The following is a 20,263-nucleotide window of genomic DNA, read 5'->3' on the forward strand; positions in this document are numbered from 1 at the left end:
CGGAGGGGTGTGTTCCCCCCGGACCGTGGTGGACCGGGCTACACCCCCGGCCCGGGAGCCCGCACCCTGGCCCCCGCGCACCCCCGCTCATAGCGTTTACGCAGGTCAGGAAGTACGGAAGAAGCGAGGGAACCAGGGTGGAAACCATCACGGCGGTGCGCGCGGCGGCGCTGGAGCTGGAGTCGGTGAGCCGACGCCACGGGCGGCGCGGCGGCGGCCCGGAAGCGGTCGCCCTGGACACGGTGAGCTGCACGGTCCCGGCGGGGAGCTTCACCGCCGTGGTCGGCCCGTCCGGGTCGGGCAAGAGTACGTTCCTGCAGTGCGCGGCCGGCCTGGACCGCCCGTCGTCGGGGACGGTACGGATCGCCGGCACCGACCTCGGCGGGCTCTCCGAGGCGGCGCTGACCCGGCTGCGCCGGGACCGCATCGGCTTCGTCTTCCAGTCGCACGCCCTGAACCTGATGCCTTCGCTCAGCATCGAGGAGAACGTCGTACTGCCGCTGGTGCTGGCCGGGGCCGACCCCGGGGCCGCGCGGGTCCTGGACCGCGGGCGGCGGCTGCTGGACCGGGTCGGGCTGTCCGGCCGGGGCGGCGGCGGACCGTCGACCCTGTCCGGCGGCGAGCAGCAACGGGTCGCGGTGGCACGGGCGTTGGTGACCGAACCCGATGTGGTCTTCGCCGACGAGCCGACCGCTTCCCTCGACCCGGAGTCGGCGGAACTGGTGCTCGGGCTGTTGCGGGACGCGGTACGGATCGACGGCCGCACGGTCGTGATGGTCACCCACGATCCGGTGGCGGCGAGCTGGGCCGACACGGTGCTGACCATGGACGGCGGCCGGCTGCGATGAGTGACACGACGACGCGCGGAGGGAAGCGCCGCACGGATGACGGCTCGCGTGACGGCACGGACGTACGGGCCGGGATGCGGCGGGCCTCGGCGTTTCTGGCCCGGCGTTCGCTGCGGACCCACCGGCGTTCCTGGACCGCGGTGTTCGCGGCGACGGCGGCAGCGGCGGCACTGCTCGGGGCGTTCGCCCTGGTGCTCGGCTCGCTGCTGCTGGCCCGGCCGCCGGTGGAGCGGTATGCCGGGGCCGCCGCGGTGGTGGTGGCCGATCAGCGGATCACGTACACGGCTAAGCCGTGGGGCAGCGAGCCGCAGACGGTCAGCGCCCAGCTGCCGGAACGGGTGCGGCTGGACCGTTCGGTGGTGGCGCGGGCGGCGGCGGCCGAGGGTGTGGCGCGGGCGGTCGCGGACGACTCGGTCCCGGTGGTGGCCGGTCACGGCACATCGGCCGTCGGACGCTCCTGGCCGGCCGCGGCGCTCACCCCCTACGAGCTGACCGCGGGACGCGCGCCGAGGTCCGCGTCCGAGGTGGTCGTGGACTCCGCGCTGGCGGCCGCGAGCGGTGGGCCCGGTGGCCGGGTGACGCTCCAGGTCGACGGGGCGGCCCGGCAGTACACCGTCAGCGGGGTGGCCGGCACCGGTCACCGCGGCGGCGCGCCCGCCGTGTTCTTCACCGAGTCGCGGCTGACCCGACTGGCCGGGCACCCCGGCACGGTGGACGCGATCGGCGTCATGGCCGAGCGGGGTGTCCCCGGCGACGCGCTGCGGGCGTCCCTGGCCGACGCGGTCGCCGGCCACGGCGGAGGTGAGCGGGGGGTGCGGGTGCTGACCGGCGCGGAGCGGGGCGAGGCCGAGCGGCTCGACGCTCTCGGCGCACGCGGGGATCTGCTGGCGATGCTGGCGTCGATCGCCGGGACGGTCGTCATGATCGCCCTGCTCGTGATCGCCACCACGCTCTCCCAGGCCGTCCACCAGCGGTCCGGTGAACTGGCGCTGCTGCGGGCGGTCGGGGCGACTCCCCGGCAGCTCCGGTCGGCGGTCGGCCGTGAGGCGGGCCGGGTGGCGGGCGCCGCCGCGGTGCTGGGTGCGGTCGGGGCCGTGCCGCTGGGGCTGCTGATGCGGTCGCTGCTGACCACGGATCCGCTGCCGCTGCCGGTCCCGGTGTGGCTGCCGCTCGCGGCGGGCGCGGCGGGCGCGCTGGTCATCACGCTGGCGGCCCGGCCGGTGGCGCTGCTCGCGGCCCGTTCCATCACGCGGCTGCGGCCCGCCGGCGCCCTGAGCGCGGCGCGGGCGCCGGAGCCGGACGAGCCGGGGCGGCTGCGAACGGTCGCCGGGGTGCTGCTGGTGGTCGCGGGGCTCGGTTCGGCCGGTGCGGCGACCACGCAGGGCGGCCAGGCGGCGGCGCTCGCCGCGTCGGGTGCGGCGACCTCGCTGATCATCGCGGTGGCGCTGCTCGGTCCGTGGATCGCGCGGATCTCGATGCGGGTCCTCGGCGCGCCGGCCCGGCGGGCGGGCGGGGTATCCGGATTCCTGGCCGCCCGGTCCGCCACCGCGCACAACCGGCGGCTGGGTGCGGCGCTCACGCCGATCGTGCTGGTCGTCGCGTTCGTCTGCGTGCAGCTGACGGCGGGCACGACGCTGGAGCGGGCCGCCGACCGCCAGGCCGCGGCGGCCCTGCGGGCGGACCTGGTGGTGACCGGTCCCGCCGCCGGCATCCCGCCGGACGCGGCCGGGGCCGTGCGCGGGGCTCACGGGGTGTCCGCCGCGACGGGCGTGCTGCGGTCGGCCGTCGTGCTGGCCCACCGCGAGGCCGGCGATCCGAAACTGGACCGCTACCCGGTGCTGGGCGTCACGGCGGACCAGCTGTCCGGCACGCTCGACCCCCGGGTGACGGCGGGCAGGGCGGCCGATCTCACCGGCCGGGACACGGTCGCGGTCGGCAAGGACCGGGCCGACGACCTCGGCGCGGGCGTCGGCGACACGGTACGGCTGCGCCTGGGGGACGGTGCGCAGGTACGGCTCCGGGTGGTGGCGGTCTACGAACGGTCCCTGGGGCTGGGCGAGTTCATGCTGCCCCGCGAGGCGCTGGCCGCGCATGTCTCGGCGCCGCGCGACCGGCAGATCCTGGTCCGCTCGACGGGCGGCGACGCCGCTTCGGCCGTACGGCGCGCGCTCGCCCCGTACGAGGGGGTGCGGGTCCGGGCCGCGACCGCGGACGACGTACGGATCAGCCCCTCGTCCTCGGACCAGGACGACGCCCTGATCGTCATCGGCGTCGGCGTGATCGGCGGCTTCGCGCTGCTGGCGGTGGTCAGCACGCTGGCCCTGATCACGGTCGGCCGCCGCCCCGAGTTCCGCCTGTTGCGGCTGGTCGGCGCGGGACGCGGCCAACTGCTGCGGATGCGGGTCCTGGAGACGGGCCTGGTGACGGTGGCGGGCCTGACCATCGGCACCGTGGTCGCGGCGGTCCCGCTGCTGGCGTTCGCGCTGACCGCCGCGGGCTCGCTGCCGTACCTTCCGCCGGTCCAGTACGCGGTGCTGGCGCTGGCCGTGACGGCGGCCGCGGCGGCGGGCACGCTGTTCCCGGGGACTCGGGACGGCGGGGACCGGCGCGGCGCCGGGACGGGCTGAGAGGCTGCCGGGCGCGGGACCGGCCCGGCCACCGGCCGCCGTCTGCCAAGGGGCGCGATGGCCGGCCGGGCCCGGCAGCCCCGCGGCCGGCGCCTCAGCCCGTCCCCCGCCCGAGGCCCACGCCTCCCGCCGCCCCCGCCAGCGCGTCCAGCACCGGCGCGATCAGCGGATGCGCCTCCGCTCCACGGCGTACCGCCGCGAACACCCGGCGGGTCGGGGCGCTGCCGTGCACCGGGCGGACCACCACGCCCGTCAGGGCCATTCCGCGCAGCGCGGATCTCGGGACCAGGGCCACTCCGGCGTCCGCGCCGGCCAGCGCGACCACCGCGTGGAAGTCGTCGGAGGAGTGTTCGAGGCTGGGTTCGAAGCCCGCGTACTGGCAGGCCAGGACCACCACGTCATGGCACGGGTTGCCCGGGTAGGGGCCGATCCAGGTGTCCTTCGCCAGATCGGCGACCGCCACCTGCTCCTGGTCCGCCAGCCGGTGCCCCACCGGGAGCACCGCGTCGAACGGCTCCGAGTACAGCGGCACCCGCGTCAGCCGGCGGTCGTCCTCGCCCGGGGCGCCCCGGTACTCGACGGCGACGGCCACATCGACCTGGCGGTCCAGCACCATCGGGACGCTCGCGTCGCCCTCCGCGTCCTGGACCCGGACGCGGATGCCGGGTGCGGACACGCCGAGGGCGGTGATCGCGGGGGCCAGGACCAGGCCGATGCCGGTGGCGAACGCGGCGACCGTGACCGTCCCGGCGTCACCCGCGCCGTAGGCGGCGAGCTCCGCCTCCGCCCGCTCCAGCTGGGCCAGCACCGCGTTGGTGTGATTCAGCAGGATCTCCCCGGCGGCCGTGAGCCTGGCCCCGCGCGCGTTGCGCTCGACCAGCCGGTGCCCGGTCTCCTGCTCCAGCACGGCCAGCTGCTGGGAGACCGCGGAGGGGGTCAGGTACAGCGCGGCGGCCGCGGCGGTCACCGTGCGGTGATCCGCCACCGCACGCAGAATGCGCAGCCGCCGTGCATCGATCATGTGCCCTATTGTCCCAGGTCGCGGAGGGAGTCCGGGACGCCCTCCGCGACCGGGGCCTACTCCCCCAGGGCTGCCCGCGCGTCGACGAACGCGTCGACCGCGCGGTTCACGTCCGCCGTGGAGTGCGCGGCGGACAGCTGGACGCGGATACGGGCCGCGCCCTGCGGGACGACCGGGTACGAGAACCCGATCACGTACACACCGCGCTCCAGGAGAAGCTCCGCCATCCGGCCTGCCTTCGCCGCGTCCCCGATCATCACGGGGGCGATGGCGTGGTCGCCGGGCAGGACGTCGAAGCCTTCCTCGGTCATCCGGGTACGGAAGAGCGCGGTGTTGGCGTTGAGCTGCTCGCGCAGGTCACCGGCGGACTCCAGCAGGTCGATGACCTTCAGGGAGGCCGCCGCGATGACCGGGGCGAGCGAGTTGGAGAAGAGGTACGGGCGCGAGCGCTGGCGCAGCAGCGCGACGATCTCGGCGCGGGCCGCCACGTAACCGCCGGAGGCGCCGCCGAGCGCCTTGCCGAGCGTGCCCGTGATGATGTCGACGCGGTCCATCACGTCGTGCAGCTCGGGCGTGCCGCGCCCGCCGGGGCCGACGAAGCCGACGGCGTGCGAGTCGTCGACCATGACCATGGCGTCGTAGCGCTCGGCCAGGTCGCAGATCTCGCGCAGCGGTGCGACGTACCCGTCCATGGAGAAGACGCCGTCGGTGACGACGAGGCGGCGCCGGGCCCCGGACGCCTCCTTGAGCTGCTGCTCCAGGTCGGCCATGTCGCGGTTGGCGTAGCGGAACCGCTTGGCCTTGCACAGCCGGATGCCGTCGATGATCGAGGCGTGGTTGAGGGCGTCGGAGATGACCGCGTCCTCCGGGCCGAGGACGGTCTCGAAGACACCGCCGTTGGCGTCGAAGCAGGAGGAGTAGAGGATCGTGTCCTCCTGGCCCAGGAAGGAGGAGAGCCGCTGCTCCAGCTCCTTGTGGACCTCCTGGGTGCCGCAGATGAAGCGGACCGAGGCCATGCCGTAGCCCCAGCGGTCCAGCGCCTCGTGCGCGGCGGCGATCACCTCGGGGTGGTCGGCGAGGCCCAGGTAGTTGTTGGCGCAGAAGTTGAGCACCTCACCGGGGCGGCCGCCCGCGGTGACGGCGACGGTCGCGGACTGCGGGGTGCCGATCACGCGCTCGGGCTTGTGCAGCCCGGCGGCCTCGATCTCTTCGAGGGTGGTGCGCATGTCGTCGCGTACGGAGTCGAACATGAAGGTGTCTCCCAGCTGGGTACGGAAGCGGCCCGGACGGAGGCGGCAGGAGGTCAGACGGTCCAGTCGAGGATGACCTTGCCGCCGAGTCCGCTCGCCGCGTCGTCGAAGGCCGCCTCGAAGTCGCGGTAGCCGTAGCGGCCGGTGATCACGGGGGCGAGGTCGAGGCCGCCCTCCAGCAGGACGGACATGGCGTACCAGGTCTCGTACATCTCCCGGCCGTAGATGCCCTTGACCGTGATCATGGAGGTGACGATCCGGGACCAGTCGACGGCGAAGTCCTCGGACGGCAGTCCGAGCATCGCGATGCGGCCGCCGTGCGTCATGTTCGCGATCATGTCGCGCATCGCCTCGGGGCGGCCGGACATCTCCAGGCCGATGTCGAAGCCCTCGCGCAGTCCGAGCTCCCGCTGTCCGTCGGCGATGGTCTGCTCACCGACGTCGATGGCGAGGCTGACACCGACCTTGCGGGCCAGGTCGAGCCGGGCCTCGCTGACGTCGGTGATGACGACGTGACGGGCCCCGGCGTGCCGGGCGACGGCCGCGGCCATGATGCCGATCGGGCCGGCGCCGGTGATCAGTACGTCCTCACCGACCAGCGGGAACGACAGCGCGGTGTGCACGGCGTTGCCGAACGGGTCGAAGATCGCGGCGACGTCCAGGTCGACGGGGACCCGGTGCACCCACACGTTGGACGCGGGCAGCGCCACGTACTCCGCGAACGCCCCGTCGCGGCCGACGCCGAGCCCCACCGTGGAGCGGCAGAGGTGGCGGCGGCCGGCCAGACAGTTGCGGCACTTGCCGCACACCAGGTGGCCCTCGCCGCTGACCAGGTCACCGACGGCGATGTCCACGACGTCGGACCCGATCGCGGCGACCTCGCCGGCGAACTCGTGGCCCAGGACGAGCGGCGTCGTGACCGCCTGCTGCGCCCAGCCGTCGTAGTTGCGGATGTGCAGGTCAGTACCGCAGATGCCGGTGCGGAGCACCTTGATGAGCACGTCCGAAGGGCCGGTCTCCGGCTCGGGAACGTCCATCAGCCAGAGTCCCGGCTCGGCCTTCTGCTTCACGAGTGCCTTCACGGCTGCGGCTCCCTGTACCTGGTACGGCGTTGATCTCCCCGGACCGGGGGCATGCCTGAGGAAGCCTGCGGCCCGGGGAAGAATGAGGGGACGGCGTGGCGGCGCGCTTCGACCGGCCGCCGCGCACCATCCTGCGCCGTCACGGAGAAATCTGCCGCACCACGCGCCCCAGGTCCATCGAGGATTTCTTAAGCGCGGCCGCAGCTCCGCTTCACGCCCGCACCCGAGACGCTCGATCCGCGGACGCGAGTGTGCCTTGCGGGGCTCCGGAGGGACGGGACCGCGTGGCAGAACCGCCACACCGGTGGGAGTTCTTCCGCCGCGCGGTCATCCCTTCAGCAGGAACGCCCTGATGTGACCGGCGAGCTCCGCCGGCTGGTCCTCCGGGATCAGGGTGTAGCTGTCCGCGATCTCCACCAGCTCGCCCCTGGGCAGCAGCGCGGCCAGCCGGCGGCCATGTTCCGGTGGCATGACTCTGTCCTCCGCCGCCCAGACAACGAGCGCCGGCCGGTCGAAGGTGTGCAAGGCCTCGGCCCACCGCAGCAGTTCGGCCTTCGGCGGCACTCCGAGGACGTACTTCCGCAGGTCCCGGCGGATCTCCTTGGAAGTCCACAGCGGCCGGAACCAGCCGTCCATCACCTCGTCCGGCACCGGCCTCTTCGTCATCCGGCCCCAGGTCATCGGCAGCCGCCGCATCGGCTTCAGCCTGAGCAGGGTGAAGGCCGTGTGCAGGCCGCCCGGCATCCTGGCGGAGGCGTGGAGATTGTTGCCGGGCAGGCCGGGCGGGAAGTTGTCGAAGGCCTCGCAGGAGGTGATGACGAGCTTCCCGATCCGCTGGTCCCGGCCGTCCGCGACCAGCGCCTGCGCCCCGCCCCAGTCGCTCATCACCAGGGTCACGTCGGTGAGGTCCAGCGCTTCGAGGAACTCGGTGACCAGCCGGGCGACGCCGAGGACCGACAGATCCGCGTCGGGGCGCATCGGACGGCGGTGGCCACCGAGCGGCAGGGTCGGGACGACGCACCGGTGGCCGGTGCGCAGATCCGCGACCACGTGGCGCCACAGGGAGCCGTCCATGGCCACGCCGTGCAGCAGGACCAGGACCGGCCCGTCACCGCCGGTGTCCTCGTACTCCACGACGCCTGCGGAAAGCTCCAACTCGGCCATCTGGCACACCTCTCACTGGACGGCTGCGCACAGCGGGCCACCGGCCCGGTGGATCACGCTACCGACTCGGTCGGGCGGCGGCGTGGGAAGAGCGGATGTACGCCCACGGGGTCGGCGGGCCATGTCACACAGATCCGTAGGGGCCCAGGAAGCGGGCGCCGCCCTTGTCGACCCGGTAGAGGTAGATCCCCGGCCCGTACCGCACCTGGTGGGTGTCGTAGAAGGACAGCCGCCGGGTGATGCCCCGGTAGTCGGTGCGCAGGATCCGCTGGGCCACACCACCGCGTGCGGCGTCGGTCGCGCTGGTGGCGCGGCCCGCCTGCGCGATGAGGCCCACCGCGTCGTAGGCCTCCGCGGACCAGGTAGCGGGCGGCGAACCGAACTTCTCGCGGTACGCGGCGGTGAAGCCCTTCGCGGCGGGCAGCGCCGCCGGGTCGGTGTACGCCTCCGCGAACACCCAGCCCTCGGCGGCCTTGCCCGCCTCCCGGAGGAAGGCGGGACTGAGGACGGGGCCGATGGACAGTCCCGTCCCGCTGAATCCGGCGGCGGCCAGGTCGGTGGCACAGCGGGCGCCCCGGGCGGCCGACGACCCCGCGTAGACGACCGCCCCGGCCTTGGCGGCGACCGCCGCGCCGGCGGCCGGGGCGAAGGTGTGGGCGGTTGCCCCGACGATGTGCGTCGTGAACGTGGTCCCGTTCAGGGCCTTCGGCAGCCGGTCCCTGATGACCCAACTGCTCTGCGGGTCCGCCCGGTCCTCGATGACGACGACCTGCTCGACCGGCCGGACGCGGGACAGGTAGTGGGTCAGCCCGATGGCCAGCGACGCGTCGAACGGCCGCAGCACGCACAGGGACCTGACGGTGGACCACTCGGCGGTGGTGGACCGGGCCGCGACCACCACCTGGGCGAGGCCCGCCTTCTCGTACCGGCTGACGATGGCTTCGGCCGCGACGTCCGCGGTGGGGCCGATGACGGCGAGCACCCGCGGGTCGGCGGTGATCCGGTCGGCGACCTGTCGGGCGCGGGTGGCGTCACCTGCGTCGTCCTCGGTGCGCAGGGTCAGCGTGAAGGCCTTGTCCGTACGGGAGTTGTGGTCGGCGACCGCGAGCCTGGCGCCTCGCTGGTGGGCGAGGCCGACAGCCTTTCCCGGTCCTGTCAGGTCCGCGTGCAGGGCGATCCGGTACGCGGGAAGCGCACGGGGAGCGGCTCCCGTGCCGCCGCCCCGGACGGCGGTCACCCAGGCGGCGGCTCCCCCGCCGGTGAGGAGGACGGCGCCGGCGGCGCCCGCGGTGAGGACGCGGCGCCGGGACGGGCGCGGCGGTCCGGGGTCCTGGACGACCGTGGGCGGTTCGGGGTCGGGGAGGGCGAGTGCGGCGGCGGAGCGCTCGGCGACCACGGTGGCCAGCCCCGGCACCTCCCAGCCGGTGCGGCCGGCCGCCAGCCGCGCCGCGAGCTCCCGCGCCGTCGGCCGGGCGGCCGGGTCCTTGGCCAGGCAGCTGGTGACGAGGGACAGCAGTCCGGGCGGGAGTGCGCCCAGGTCCGGCTCGCCATGCACGGTGCGGAAGAGCACCCCGGCCGCCGCGCCGTGGCCGAACGGCCGCTGTCCGGTCGCCGCGTACACGAGGACGCAGCCGAGCGAGAACACGTCGCAGGCCGGTCCGACCGGTCCGGTCGAGGCCTGCTCGGGGGCCAGGTAGCCGGGCGTGCCGATCACCGCACCGGTCGCGGTGAGCGCGGTGACGCCCTCGTGGTGGGCGATGCCGAAATCGATGAGCCGGGGGCCGTCGAGCGCGAGGAGGACGTTGCCGGGCTTGACGTCGCGGTGCAGGAGCCCCGCCCCGTGCACCGCGGCGAGCGCCCCGGCGAGGCGGGCACCGAGACACCGGACCGTGGCCTCGGGCAGGGGGCCGCGCGCCTCGACGGCCTCGCCCAGCGAGGGGCCGGGCACGAACGCGGTGGCCAGCCAGGGCTCACGGGCCTCCGTGTCGGCTCCCGTCACCGGGACCGCCCACGGACCGGTGATCCGGGTCGCGGCCTCGGCCTCGCGCCGGAACCGGGCCCGGAATCCGGGGTCGGCGGCGTGCTCGGCGCGGATCACCTTCACGGCGGCGAGCGCCCCGCCCGCCGAACGGGCCAGGTAGACCACCCCCATCCCACCGGCGCCGAGCCGGGCCAGGGTGCGGTACTCGCCGATGGTGCGCGGGTCCTGTGAGCCGAGCGGCCGCACGACGGTCAGGTCTCGGTCTTCGGCGCGGCGCCGAGGTAGGCGTAGCTCCCGTTCCGTACGCCGTACAGATAGGCGTCCCGGCTCTTGAGCCGGTGGCCCTCGTCGAAGGCATACGTCCGGGCGATTCCCTTGTACGAGGACGCGGCGATCCTCGCCACGAGCGCGGTGCGCGTCGGGCGTCTCGGCCGGCCGGACGGGCCCTTGGCGAGGGCGGTCACGGCGGCCATCACCAGCCCGGCCACGTCGTACGCCTCGGCGGCCCAGTGCGCGGGCGCGGCGTCATACGCGGTGCGGTGGGCCGCGACGAACTCCTTGGCGGCGGACGCCGCCGGATCGATGTAGGGCGCGGTGAACTCCCAGCGTTCGGCGGCGTCCCCTGCGTCCCTGAGGAAGCTCGCGTCCATGGCCGTGTGCATGGCCATCCGGGGTCCTTCGAAGGGGGTGGCCGCGAGGGCGCGTGCGGTACGGGCGGCCCCAGCCGCGTCGCCCGCGTAGAAGAAGGCGTCACTGGCGTGCCCGAGCATGTCCTTGACGACGGGGGCCAGGTCCTGTGTGCCGGCCGGGATCACGCGCGGATAGGTGGTCGCGGTGGTGAGCCGGCCGGTCATCAGGTTGGTCAGGTAGCCGACCTGGTAGGCGGACTGGCCGCCTGCCCGGTCGAGCAGCACTCCGAGCCGTTCGACGTCGGGCCGGAGCACCAGCCGGTTGATGATCGGCTGGGCCAGTACGGCTTCGGAGGGGGCCGCCTGGAAGAAGGACTTCCTGGACCGGGCGGCGTAGGTGATCTGGAGCGAGGACACGGTGATGACGGGCAGCATCGCCTCGTCGTACGCGGTCAGGACGGCCTCCGTGGCGGGGTCGCCGGTCGGGCCGACGACGGCGAGCACGTCACGATCGCGGGCGAACCGGTCGGCGACCTTCACCGCGCGGGTGGTATCGCCTCCGTCGTCGAGTGCCTTGACGGTGAGTGTGAAGGGCCTGTCCTTGCGGGAGTTGAACCGCGCGACGGCCAGCCGGACCCCGCGCTCCTGCGCCTGTCCGGCAGCCTTCCGCGGTCCCGACAGATCCGCCTGCACACCGATGGTCCAGGACCGCTCGCCGGACTTCGCCGCGGCGTTGTCCGTGTCGTGGGTCAGCCATTCCCGGACGGCGAAACCGCCGCCCGCCGCCACCACCGCTCCGGCGCCGGCGAGCAGGAGGACCTTGCGTCGCCCGGGTCCGGTGCCGGGCGGTACGGTCCCTTCCCCGGCGACCGTGGGGTCGATGTCGGGCAGGTCGAGCACGGCGGCCGACCGGTCGGCGATCAGGGCCACCACGTTCTCGGGCAGCCAGTCGACGAAGCCGTTCGGGGCGTCCTCGGCGATCCGCGCGTCGAGTCCGGCGGCGGTGGGCCGCGCGTCGGGCTCCTTGGCCAGCAGGGCGCCGAGCAGCGGGCGGAGCTCCTCCTCGTCGTCGATCCCGTCGAGGTCGGGTTCGTCGTGGACGGTCCGGTAGAGCAGTGCCTCGACGGCGCCGCTGCCGAACGGCGGCCGCCCGGTCGCGGCGTACGCCAGGAGGCAGCCGAGGGAGAAGACATCGCTCGCGGGACCGGCCGCCGTGCCGCCCCCCGTGGCCTGTTCGGGCGAGAGGAAGCCAGGTGTCCCCACGACGAGGCCGGTGGCGGTGAGCGCCGTGGCGTCGGCGGCCCGCGCGATGCCGAAGTCGATCAGGCGCGGCCCGTCGGCCGTGAGCAGGACGTTGCCCGGTTTGACGTCACGGTGCACGAGTCCGGCGGCGTGCACGGCGGTCAGCGCGCGGGCGAGCAGCCGGCCGAGCACCCGGACGCTGCGCGCGGGCAGCGGGCCGCACCGGGCGACGGCCTCGGACAGTGCGGGCCCGGGGACGAACGCCGTGGCCAGCCAGGGGTGTCCGCCCTCCGTCTCGGCGCCGGTGACCGGAACCGCCCATGGGCTGTCCACCCGGCGGGCGGCCTCGACCTCGCGGCGGAACCGGGCCCGGAAGTCGCCGTCCTCGGCGTACTCCGGCAGGATCACCTTGATCGCGGCGAGTGCCCCGGCGTCCGTGCGGCCGAGATAGACGACGCCCATCCCGCCGGCGCCGAGCCGCCCGAGCAGACGGTGTCCGCCGATCCGGGCGGGGTCGGTGGGACGCAGCTGTTCCATCATGCTCTCCGCTCCCTCAGCTCTGCTTCTCGACAGCGGACTTGAGCCGCAGCAGCATGGTGGACTGAGCCTGGTTCGTGAAGGTGTCGATCTCTTTCTCGCTCCAGCCCTCGGCCCCCTTGCCGGTCGTGGCCACGGTGAACTGGAGGTTCTGCGACTGATACCAGGAGTACGGGTACGGACCGCCGCCGAGCTCGGCGTTCTGGTACTTCCCGGTCTCGAACAGGGAGTCCTCGGAGTTGTTCTGGTTGCTCTCCCCCTGCGCCAGCGAGGAGGCGATCATCGACCCGATCAGCTCACCCTTCCGCAGCTGCTGCGTGGGGCAGCGCATCGTCTCCTCCACCGATTCGGCCATCTCCCAGCGGGCGTCCGCGCGGGCGCGGTGCACGGTGACGACGGCGGACAGCCGCATGGGCCCCTTGCCGTCGGCCGCGGGCACCTCGAAGGACCGGCTGAGGGTGGCGAGCACACTGGCCATCGGCTTCTTCTGCTGCCAGACGCAGTCGGTGCCGAGGACGGGCCAGGTCGCCGGGTCGCTCTCGTACGGGCTGCGCTTGACCACACCCGGCCCGAAGGTGGCGGGGTCCGCGATGACCCGGCCGATGAGGTCGAGCGCCTCCTTGCGGGACGCGGGCAGCATGGCCGGGTCCGCGTCGATGGCCGAGGTGTCCCCCGGCTCCGACTCGGGGTCCGCACTGGAGCTGCCGCTCGCGACGGCACTTCTCCCCTCCCCGCCCGGACTCCCGCCACTGCTGGAGCACGCCACCAGCACCAGTGGAGCCAGCACCAGCATTCCGTACCTGCGCATCGGCCCGCCGCACACCACGATCAGCCACCCCGTCTCCCCGAAGACCACCTCGATCCTATGATCGCGGGCCCGTGCGGAGCAGTGGCATACGAAACTGTTGCACCATCAAGACGCGCTCGCAGCACCGCACTTACCATCGCGGACGGCTGCGGATCACCGTCCGGAACGGCTGCGGTCCACCGTCCCGGACGGCTGCGGCGCGCGGCGCGCACGACCCGCCGATCGGGTGAGGCCCGCGGAACCCGCCGCCACCCCCTCGTACCTGAACAGCCCCGTCCGGATGGCCGGTCCCGGGGGCCTGCTGTCCACTGGGGCCGACGGCCCGCTCGTGCGGCCGCGCGCCGCCCGTGCGGGCGGCCGGATGAACACATGAGGAGCCCCGATGACACGCCACACCAGGACGGCCGCTGCGCTGGCCTCCGCACTGCTGATGGCCGCCGCGGCGGCCGGATGCTCCGACAGCGGATCCGGCAGCAGCTCCAGCGGTACGGATACGGGCAGCCAGAACAGCGGCCGCCAGGTCGACGTAGCCGCCGCTTCCACGTCCCCCAGCCCGTCGAAGTCCCCCGCCCCGACGGTCTCCCTCAGGAAGGGCACGTACGGCAAGATCCTGGTGAACGCGAAGAAGATGACGCTCTACGTGTTCGACAAGGACACCAAGAACAAGTCCGCGTGCACCGGCGCCTGCGCCAAGGCATGGCCACCGCTGCTCGACACGAAGACGCCGACCGCGGGCAGCGGGGTCAACGCGAAGCTGCTGAAGACCACGACCCGCAGCGACGGCAAGAAGCAGGTGACCTACAACGGCCACCCGCTGTACCTCTTCGCCGTGGACCAGAAGGCGGGCGACATCAAGGGGCAGGGCGTCGACGCCTTCGGCGCCAAGTGGTACGTCATCAACGCCAAGGGCAAGCAGGTCACCACCAAGCCGACAGCGAAGCCGACGGCCACGCCGACAGCCAAGCCGACAGCCAAGCCGACGAGCAGCACCGGCAACGGTTACTGATCCCGGCCGGTCCGGCCCACGCACCCCGGAGACGCCATGCCGTTCTCGTTCCGTAGCGGCCGGACGCGGTTCGCCGTGGCCACCGCCGCCTTCTCCGTCTGCCTGACGGCCCTCACGGGCTGCTCGGACAGTGGCGGCGGGGGCGGCGGGGGCGGCGGCAGCTCATCGGCCCCCGCCACACCGCCCTCGCCCCCGTCCGCGTCCGCGTCGCCCGCTTCCTCCGCTCCGCCCGCCGGCCAGGTGAAGGTGAGCATCAAGGACTTCAAGTTCCGGCCCGCCGCCCTGACCGTCGCGGCCGGCGCGAAGATCACCGTGACCAACAACGACACGACCACGCACACGATGACGGCGACGAAGGGCAAGGCCTTCGACACCGGTGACATCGCGCCGGGCAAATCGGCCACGTTCACCGCACCGTCGAAGGCGGGCGGCTACCCGTACGACTGCACGATCCACCCCTTCATGACGGGGACCCTCACCGTCAAGTGAGCCCCGGGGCGCCGCCCCCGGCCCACCGGTGCGAATGGAGCCGTAATGTCCTCAGAAGTCCCCACCACGCCTGCCGCCCCCACCCCCGCGCACGGGGCCGGTGCCGGCCGCTTCCTGCGCGGTGCGGCCCGGGTGCTCGCCGCGGCCGGTCTCGCCGTGGACGCCTATCTGCACGCGCACCTGGCCGGGCAGTACGACGCCGTCACGGCCGACATCAGCCAGGGCACGCTGTTCCGGATCGAGGCGGGCATGGCAGCGCTGGCCGCGCTGCTCGTCCTGGTCTGGCGACGGTGGCCGTCCGACCTGTTCGCCTGGGCGGTCGCGACCGGCGGAGTCGCGCTCCTGCTGATCTACCGGTACGCGGACATCGGCGCCTGGGGTCCGTTCCCGAACATGTACGAGCCGGTCTGGTTCGGCGAGAAACGGGCCGCCGTCGTGGCCCAGGCGGTCGCGATGGTCGCCACGGTGTATCTGCTGCTCTTCCGGCCGCCCCGGACCCGCGACGGCCATCTGCACTGACCGGCCGTCGGTCAGTACCCACGGATCTCAGACATCCGAGGAGACCGTGACGAGGATCGGGCCCGAGAGCCCCGTCACTGCCCGGATCGAGTCCACGAACACCTCCGTCGTCCACGCGGCCACGTCCGTCGACCACTCGCGCACGTCGCAGCGGAAGGCGAGCGCCCGGCGCAGGCCCTCGGCCTGCACCACTCCGGCGAGGGGAAGCGCCAGCCCCGCGGTCATCGCGCCGGCGGGCTTGAGGAGCTCAACCGCCATGTGCCGGTACGTGCGCTCAAGCGCCGCGTCGCGGATCTCGGCGGCCCGCGCGCCGAGGTTCGCCGATGGCAGGGCCGAGACGGTGACCGTCAGCGAGTCCGCACCGGACGGGTCGGCGAGGGCGAACCAGTCCGCCACCTCGGCGAGCTCGATGCGGGCGTCCCCGGCGCGATGCAGCGGCACGAGGGCGTGGGCGCCGGTGAGGCGGACGGTGCCGACGCGGCGCAGCGCGTCCGAGAGGACCGTGATGACGGGCAGTACCGGGAGGCGGCGGGCGCGCTGCCTCTTCCCCGGAGCGTTGATGGGCCGGGGAAGCGACGACTGCAGCCAGGCCAGCTGACGGATCTGCCCGTCCTGCGTCCAGTCGCCGTCGGCGTCGTTGTGGTCCCAGAGGTTGTCGGCGGGCTTGTCCGTGAGGGCGGTGGAGCTCCAGGCGTAGGCGGACGCCCGCTTCACGGCGAGGCTGAAGACGTCCTCTTCGAGGTCGAACTCGGCGCTCACCCGGTCGATCCAGGGATGCCGGTCCAGTACCCCGTGAAGTCCCACGATGAGGGTGGCGCCCGGACCGGTATCACTCATGGTCGTACTCCTGGATCGAGCGGGTGGAATGGGAACCAGGGAATCAGACGCCGCACTTGACCGTGACCGGCTTCGTGTACACCTTCTCCGGCGAGTCGGGCACGCCGATGAGATCGACGTCGATCTTGGTACGCCACTGGCGCTTGTTGTGGTTCGCACACTTCTTGCGCGCGACGACCCGACGGGCACTGCCGCCGTTGCCGGACTTGAGATTCTTGGCGTTCCTGGCGACCGAGTGCCACTTCTTGCCGGACTTCATCTGCAGCCAGATGGTGACCTTGGCCTTGGTGCCGGGGCCACTGATGTGCGTCCACCAGGCGTGGGCGGACGCCGTGCGCGGCGGGGTGCTCGAAATGTGCACGCGATCGCCGTTGGTGACGAAGACGCCGGGGCCTTTGGCGGCGGCCGGCGCGGCGGTCGCGGGGGCGACGGAGCCGCCGAGTAACGCGATGGTCAGAGTCGCCGACGTCAAGAAGGTGCGCATACGCATGGTGTGGTGTCCTCCGTTGGTCGTGATGCCGTGTGCGCGGGGCGTGGCCGACGGCGGACGGAACTGACGCATCCATGCCGTACCGGCGGCCGTTCACGCGCAGGCGTGCGACGTAACGTCAGCCCCGGGAGCATCCCCGTGATCCCCGTCCCCGTGGGCGGCCGGCAGGATGTGGTGCCGTCCGCGCGTACACCACGCTATGGGGGAATCGCACCGCGACGCAATCATATAATTGATGGCGATTCGGCTATTTCTGGCAGGAGTTGCAGGCCGATTGGGGGCGACCCGGATCCGGGGCTTGGCCTCCAACGCCTTCCCAGCGTTCCGGTTCACTCTGCGGCGCCCGGCCGCCCGAGTCAGCGTCTGCCGGCCCGGCGGCGGCCGCGCACCACGCCCCGCAGCACCAGCAGCGCAACCACCAGGGCCGCGCCGAGCAGCGCCCAGCGCCGCACAGGCGTGCCGGTGCCGCCCTCGGCGGCGGTGTCTGTGCCGGTCCGCCCGGTCTTCCCGTGTTTCCCGGACGCGCCGGGATCTCCGTCCGATCCGTTGGCGGACGTCGCCGCCGGCTCGCCTCCGCCCAGCCACACCCGCTTGGCCCCGGTGTCGGTGACTGGCGACGTCAGCGACCGGCTGACGTTCGCCGTCAGGGCCGGCATCGTCGCGACTTCGTCGGGCGTGGGCGAGGTGAACGCGACCCTGGTGAAGTCCACCCCGCCGTAGATGTAGGTGCGGGTGTAGATCGTGTTGCCCTGGCGGGTTCGGTGCGTGACCTTGAACTCGCCCTTGGTGTACGAGTTCACGTACGCGTGGAAGGTGTCGATCGGCCTCCAGTCCTGCTGCGTCCGGTAAGGGCCGACGTCCCCCTGGTCGATGAGCGAGCCGTACGTGGTGTCCTGCTTCTCGCTGAGCTGCCGGTACCACTCGGCGGCCACCCGGCTGAGGTACACCCGGCGCAGATTCGCGTACTCCGGCGCGGAGTTCACCGCGGCGACGACTTTCGGCAGGATTTGCGAGCGGAACAGCGACTCGTTGTGCGCCCGCACCGACGCCGATTGCTGCGGGCAGGACGTCGCGCCCGAACCGCCGTGCTGCTTCAGGTACTCCGTCTCCATCTGCACGTTCAGCGGCGACTTGAGGATGTACAGCTCGTCGCCCTTGGCGTAGACGGTCGCGGTGCCTGGCACGATCCAGGTGCGGAAGGCCATGCAGTCCCCGGACATGCTCTTCCAGAAGCGCGCTCCGAGCGCGCTGTCGGGGTGGATCAGCTTGCCGGTGGTCTTCTTCAGTTGCAGGTCGGCCTGGAGGAGGACGCGTCCGGCGTCGGTCGTCCCGAGCTTGGCGTCGACGATCCGGTCCGGCTCGTTGGGGTTGAGGTTGACCCAGAAGGACGAGGGGTCCAGCTCCAGCCAGGTGAAGAAGGCGTCCGACGACTCCTGCGCCTGCGAAAGGCCGGTCAGCGCGCTCCGGTTGCCCTTTGCGGCCAGGGGAGCCTGGAAGGCGTAGCGCAGACCGCTCTTTCCGGGGTCGGCGAGGTAGTGCAATTCCAGTTGGGAGAAGTCGATTCCGCCGGGCGCCTGCGCGGGCGACCGCATCTCCTTCTGCAAGCCGCCCGGAGCCGTGGCCTGTTTTCCCTCTTCCTCCGCGTCGGGGCAGGGGGCCCGGCGGGTGAAGCCGGCGAACCGGGCGGTCCCGGAGCCCGAACTTCCCTGCAGAGCACTGCGGTCGAGGGACTTGTCAGCCTCGGGGCAGCCGCTGGGCGGCGGGGCGAACACTGAGCCGGCGGCCGCCTTCATCGCTTCGGTGCCGGCGGTGAATTCCCCGGAGTCGAAGCCGGACGACGGCTCGATCACCCGGACGTGGGGGTTGTCCTTGTAGTGGTTGGCCAGTTTCTGGGCCTGGGCCCGGTTCGCGGCGGTGTAGACGACGTTCTCCGTCTGGTTCTTTTTGCCGCCGGGGAGCTTACTGCGGACCTCGTTGTCGATCAGGCTGACGTTCTTGTTGGAGTCGCCGGTGCCGGTGGAGTCGACGGAATCGATGCTCAGGAGCCGCCCGTTGCTCCAGGTGAGCTTGAGCATGTCGGCCGTGGACCCGGTGAAGTTCCGGTCCGCGAAGGTCTTGTCGACCTCCCTGTCCTGGTCATCCTGGAAGACGTACTCATACCCCGTCTTCGTCTTGTCGTCGTACGCCAGCCCGCTCTTGGCGAGGCTTCGGTTCAGGAAGGCCAGGGCCTGTTCCGCGCGGGTCGAGTCACCGTGATCCACGTAGACGTGCGGGATGCCCCAAGCGTCGATGTAGCACTTGCGGCCCCTGATCGTCTGGACGGTGAGCGGAGCGCCGAACTCGGTGGTGACGGGCTGAGTCGGCGGTGGTTGCGACGGCCCGGCGGGGGCGGCCCGCGCGAGCCCCGCGGACTGCGGGGCCGGGGAGGCCGGTGCAGTGCCTGCGCCCGCACCGACCAGCAGCATGCCCAATGCGGCCGCCGCCGTGAACAGGGCCTTGGCCCGCGGACGTCGCCGACCTGAGCCCGTTCGCATCGTCGTCGCTGCTGTCCTGTCGCCTTCCGCACCACGCATGACCGATCGCTCCCCCGAGTCCGTGCGTACGCCGCCCGTTCAGGCTAGGCGCGGTTGACGAGGGCAAGGCAAGTCAGATTCAGGACGCCTTGGCGGCGGCGCCCCGGCCAGGCAGGGCGCGGTGGTGGCTCGGCGTATGGGCATCTGATGAGCAATTCAGTCCGCCGACAGTCGGTATCCGCCGGTCGGAAAGGCCTGAGCAGTGGTCTGATGCCTCCATGGCCGGAATGAGCATCACCGTGTGTCTGCCTGCGCGAGCGGCTGACCAAGTGGAAACAGCGGTTGCAAGGGCGATGGCGCCCTTCGAGATCGACCACATGCGCGGCGACGACCTGGACATCTGGGACTCCTGGCGCATCACTGGTGGCACGGTGCACGGCGGCGGGTTCAACGTCCTGGCCGGGCATGAACGGGACGCCAGACTGATTCACGAGCTTCCGAGCCGGTGGCTGGCAGAGCACGAGCCGGTTCCCAACGACTTCGGCTGGTGCGCAGGCGGACCTCGCGGACTCCTCGACTTGTCCGCGTCGCGCGAGGAAGCAATGGAACTGGCTGACTTGGCGTGGCAGAGGTGGCATGAACTGGCACTCGAACTGCCAACGCCCCGGCCTCGGCAGTTCTACGACGCCCGCCATAGTGCCGAGCCGCAGTACTACTCATCCGAGCAGGCATCGGCCGACTATGACGCTCAGCCTCTCGTGCGGGCCTTCGAGGACTTTCTGGGGATGCTTCCCACCGAGCGCTACTCAGTCTGGTTCCTTCGGTCGGTGGACCCGGTCGTCACCGTCGGATCCGCCCGCAGGGAAGAGTTCATCGCACTGACGGCGCGTTCGGCTCTGCGTAAACGCAATGCCCTCACCTTGGAAGGCTGGTGGTACGAAGGTGGCACCCCAGGGATCCACGGCCTCTGCCACAGTCCCGTCAACTGCCGGCACAAGCCGGATCTGCCTGCGGGCTACGACCACATCGACAGCTATCTGGCGGCCCTGCCCAGCGACGTTCTCCTGGTCAACGTGCACTGCCACGTCTGAAGCAGGGCTGCGAACCCATACCGGCACCTGATGGTCTGCGGGGGGAGTGTCGGTTGAACGTCGCCGTCTGGGCGTCAGTGGCACAGCGGTGACCTGGCCGTTGACGCTGACGGGTGGTGCTCACTCGTT

Annotated in this window: 16 protein-coding genes; 6 read left to right on the plus strand and 10 right to left on the minus strand. The window is 72.6% G+C overall.

Annotated features, from left to right (window positions below; genetic code table 11):
• Nucleotides 1-137: 137 nt before the first annotated feature.
• Both AB0I52_RS26505 and AB0I52_RS26510 read left to right on the plus strand, forming a co-directional pair.
• A complete protein-coding gene (locus AB0I52_RS26505) occupies nt 138-848 on the plus strand; it encodes an ABC transporter ATP-binding protein (RefSeq protein ID WP_363076635.1) in 711 nt (236 codons plus the stop codon).
• Between the two features lie 74 nt (nt 849-922).
• A complete protein-coding gene (locus AB0I52_RS26510; RefSeq protein ID WP_363076685.1) occupies nt 923-3,475 on the plus strand; it encodes an FtsX-like permease family protein in 2,553 nt (850 codons plus the stop codon).
• A gap of 94 nt (nt 3,476-3,569) precedes the next feature.
• Here the strand turns inward: AB0I52_RS26510 and AB0I52_RS26515 are convergent, their stop codons facing one another.
• The 7 genes from AB0I52_RS26515 to AB0I52_RS26545 all read right to left on the minus strand — a co-directional run bounded on the left by AB0I52_RS26515 (nt 3,570) and on the right by AB0I52_RS26545 (nt 13,189).
• Nucleotides 3,570-4,496 carry a LysR family transcriptional regulator gene (locus tag AB0I52_RS26515; RefSeq protein ID WP_363076637.1) on the minus strand — a complete coding sequence of 309 codons (927 nt, stop codon included), beginning with the start codon at nt 4,494-4,496 and terminating at the stop codon, nt 3,570-3,572.
• Nucleotides 4,497-4,552: 56 nt separating this feature from the next.
• A complete protein-coding gene (locus AB0I52_RS26520) occupies nt 4,553-5,746 on the minus strand; it encodes a glycine C-acetyltransferase (RefSeq protein ID WP_363076639.1) in 1,194 nt (397 codons plus the stop codon).
• 53 nt (nt 5,747-5,799) lie between these two features.
• Nucleotides 5,800-6,828: an L-threonine 3-dehydrogenase gene (tdh, locus tag AB0I52_RS26525; RefSeq protein ID WP_363076641.1), complete on the minus strand. Its 1,029-nt coding sequence runs from the start codon at nt 6,826-6,828 to the stop codon at nt 5,800-5,802.
• A 327-nt stretch (nt 6,829-7,155) separates the two neighbouring features.
• The gene (locus tag AB0I52_RS26530; RefSeq protein WP_363076643.1) at nt 7,156-7,992 is read right to left on the minus strand and encodes an alpha/beta hydrolase; all 837 of its coding nucleotides are present in this window, start codon (nt 7,990-7,992) and stop codon (nt 7,156-7,158) included.
• A 124-nt stretch (nt 7,993-8,116) separates the two neighbouring features.
• A complete protein-coding gene (locus AB0I52_RS26535; RefSeq protein WP_363076645.1) occupies nt 8,117-10,219 on the minus strand; it encodes a bifunctional serine/threonine-protein kinase/ABC transporter substrate-binding protein in 2,103 nt (700 codons plus the stop codon).
• A 5-nt stretch (nt 10,220-10,224) separates the two neighbouring features.
• A complete protein-coding gene (locus AB0I52_RS26540; protein WP_363076687.1) occupies nt 10,225-12,381 on the minus strand; it encodes a bifunctional serine/threonine-protein kinase/ABC transporter substrate-binding protein in 2,157 nt (718 codons plus the stop codon).
• Nucleotides 12,382-12,397: 16 nt separating this feature from the next.
• Nucleotides 12,398-13,189 carry a hypothetical protein gene (locus AB0I52_RS26545; protein WP_363076689.1) on the minus strand — a complete coding sequence of 264 codons (792 nt, stop codon included), beginning with the start codon at nt 13,187-13,189 and terminating at the stop codon, nt 12,398-12,400.
• Between the two features lie 382 nt (nt 13,190-13,571).
• On the opposite strand from AB0I52_RS26545, the gene AB0I52_RS26550 reads away from it, so the two are divergent.
• The 3 genes from AB0I52_RS26550 to AB0I52_RS26560 are packed head-to-tail and all read left to right on the plus strand — an operon-like array spanning nt 13,572 to nt 15,203.
• Nucleotides 13,572-14,195 (plus strand): hypothetical protein, encoded by a 624-nt coding sequence (locus tag AB0I52_RS26550; protein WP_363076647.1) that lies wholly within the window; start codon nt 13,572-13,574, stop codon nt 14,193-14,195.
• A 36-nt stretch (nt 14,196-14,231) separates the two neighbouring features.
• The gene (locus AB0I52_RS26555) at nt 14,232-14,684 is read left to right on the plus strand and encodes a cupredoxin domain-containing protein (RefSeq protein WP_363076649.1); all 453 of its coding nucleotides are present in this window, start codon (nt 14,232-14,234) and stop codon (nt 14,682-14,684) included.
• 45 nt (nt 14,685-14,729) lie between these two features.
• A complete protein-coding gene (locus AB0I52_RS26560; protein ID WP_363076651.1) occupies nt 14,730-15,203 on the plus strand; it encodes a hypothetical protein in 474 nt (157 codons plus the stop codon).
• A 27-nt stretch (nt 15,204-15,230) separates the two neighbouring features.
• Here AB0I52_RS26560 and AB0I52_RS26565 read toward each other — a convergent pair whose 3' ends face one another.
• The 3 genes from AB0I52_RS26565 to AB0I52_RS26575 form a co-directional block, all read right to left on the minus strand.
• On the minus strand, nt 15,231-16,040 hold the full coding sequence (locus tag AB0I52_RS26565) for a hypothetical protein (protein ID WP_363076653.1): 810 nt from the start codon (nt 16,038-16,040) through the stop codon (nt 15,231-15,233).
• 43 nt (nt 16,041-16,083) lie between these two features.
• Nucleotides 16,084-16,524, minus strand: a complete 441-nt coding sequence (locus AB0I52_RS26570; protein WP_363076655.1) for a hypothetical protein — start codon at nt 16,522-16,524, stop codon at nt 16,084-16,086.
• 362 nt (nt 16,525-16,886) lie between these two features.
• Nucleotides 16,887-19,103: a hypothetical protein gene (locus AB0I52_RS26575; RefSeq protein ID WP_363076657.1), complete on the minus strand. Its 2,217-nt coding sequence runs from the start codon at nt 19,101-19,103 to the stop codon at nt 16,887-16,889.
• A 227-nt stretch (nt 19,104-19,330) separates the two neighbouring features.
• Here AB0I52_RS26575 and AB0I52_RS26580 point away from each other — a divergent pair, with 227 nt between their 5' ends.
• Nucleotides 19,331-20,134 (plus strand): hypothetical protein, encoded by an 804-nt coding sequence (locus AB0I52_RS26580; RefSeq protein WP_363076659.1) that lies wholly within the window; start codon nt 19,331-19,333, stop codon nt 20,132-20,134.
• Nucleotides 20,135-20,263 lie beyond the last annotated feature (129 nt).

Source organism: Streptomyces sp. NPDC050423 (genome assembly GCF_040655445.1).
In the GTDB taxonomy this organism is placed as follows: Bacteria; Actinomycetota; Actinomycetes; order Streptomycetales; family Streptomycetaceae; genus Streptomyces.

Coding starts and splice junctions, on each gene's coding strand:
- AB0I52_RS26510 (WP_363076685.1), top strand. CDS start 923: ATGCGGCGGGCCTCGGCGTTTCTGGCCCGGCGTTCGCTGCGGACCCAC.
- AB0I52_RS26515 (WP_363076637.1), bottom strand. CDS start 4,496: ATGATCGATGCACGGCGGCTGCGCATTCTGCGTGCGGTGGCGGATCAC.
- AB0I52_RS26520 (WP_363076639.1), bottom strand. CDS start 5,746: ATGTTCGACTCCGTACGCGACGACATGCGCACCACCCTCGAAGAGATC.
- AB0I52_RS26530 (WP_363076643.1), bottom strand. CDS start 7,992: ATGGCCGAGTTGGAGCTTTCCGCAGGCGTCGTGGAGTACGAGGACACC.
- AB0I52_RS26540 (WP_363076687.1), bottom strand. CDS start 12,381: ATGGAACAGCTGCGTCCCACCGACCCCGCCCGGATCGGCGGACACCGT.
- AB0I52_RS26545 (WP_363076689.1), bottom strand. CDS start 13,189: ATGCGCAGGTACGGAATGCTGGTGCTGGCTCCACTGGTGCTGGTGGCG.
- AB0I52_RS26550 (WP_363076647.1), top strand. CDS start 13,572: ATGACACGCCACACCAGGACGGCCGCTGCGCTGGCCTCCGCACTGCTG.
- AB0I52_RS26555 (WP_363076649.1), top strand. CDS start 14,232: ATGCCGTTCTCGTTCCGTAGCGGCCGGACGCGGTTCGCCGTGGCCACC.
- AB0I52_RS26560 (WP_363076651.1), top strand. CDS start 14,730: ATGTCCTCAGAAGTCCCCACCACGCCTGCCGCCCCCACCCCCGCGCAC.
- AB0I52_RS26565 (WP_363076653.1), bottom strand. CDS start 16,040: ATGAGTGATACCGGTCCGGGCGCCACCCTCATCGTGGGACTTCACGGG.
- AB0I52_RS26570 (WP_363076655.1), bottom strand. CDS start 16,524: ATGCGCACCTTCTTGACGTCGGCGACTCTGACCATCGCGTTACTCGGC.
- AB0I52_RS26575 (WP_363076657.1), bottom strand. CDS start 19,103: ATGCGTGGTGCGGAAGGCGACAGGACAGCAGCGACGACGATGCGAACG.
- AB0I52_RS26580 (WP_363076659.1), top strand. CDS start 19,331: ATGAGCATCACCGTGTGTCTGCCTGCGCGAGCGGCTGACCAAGTGGAA.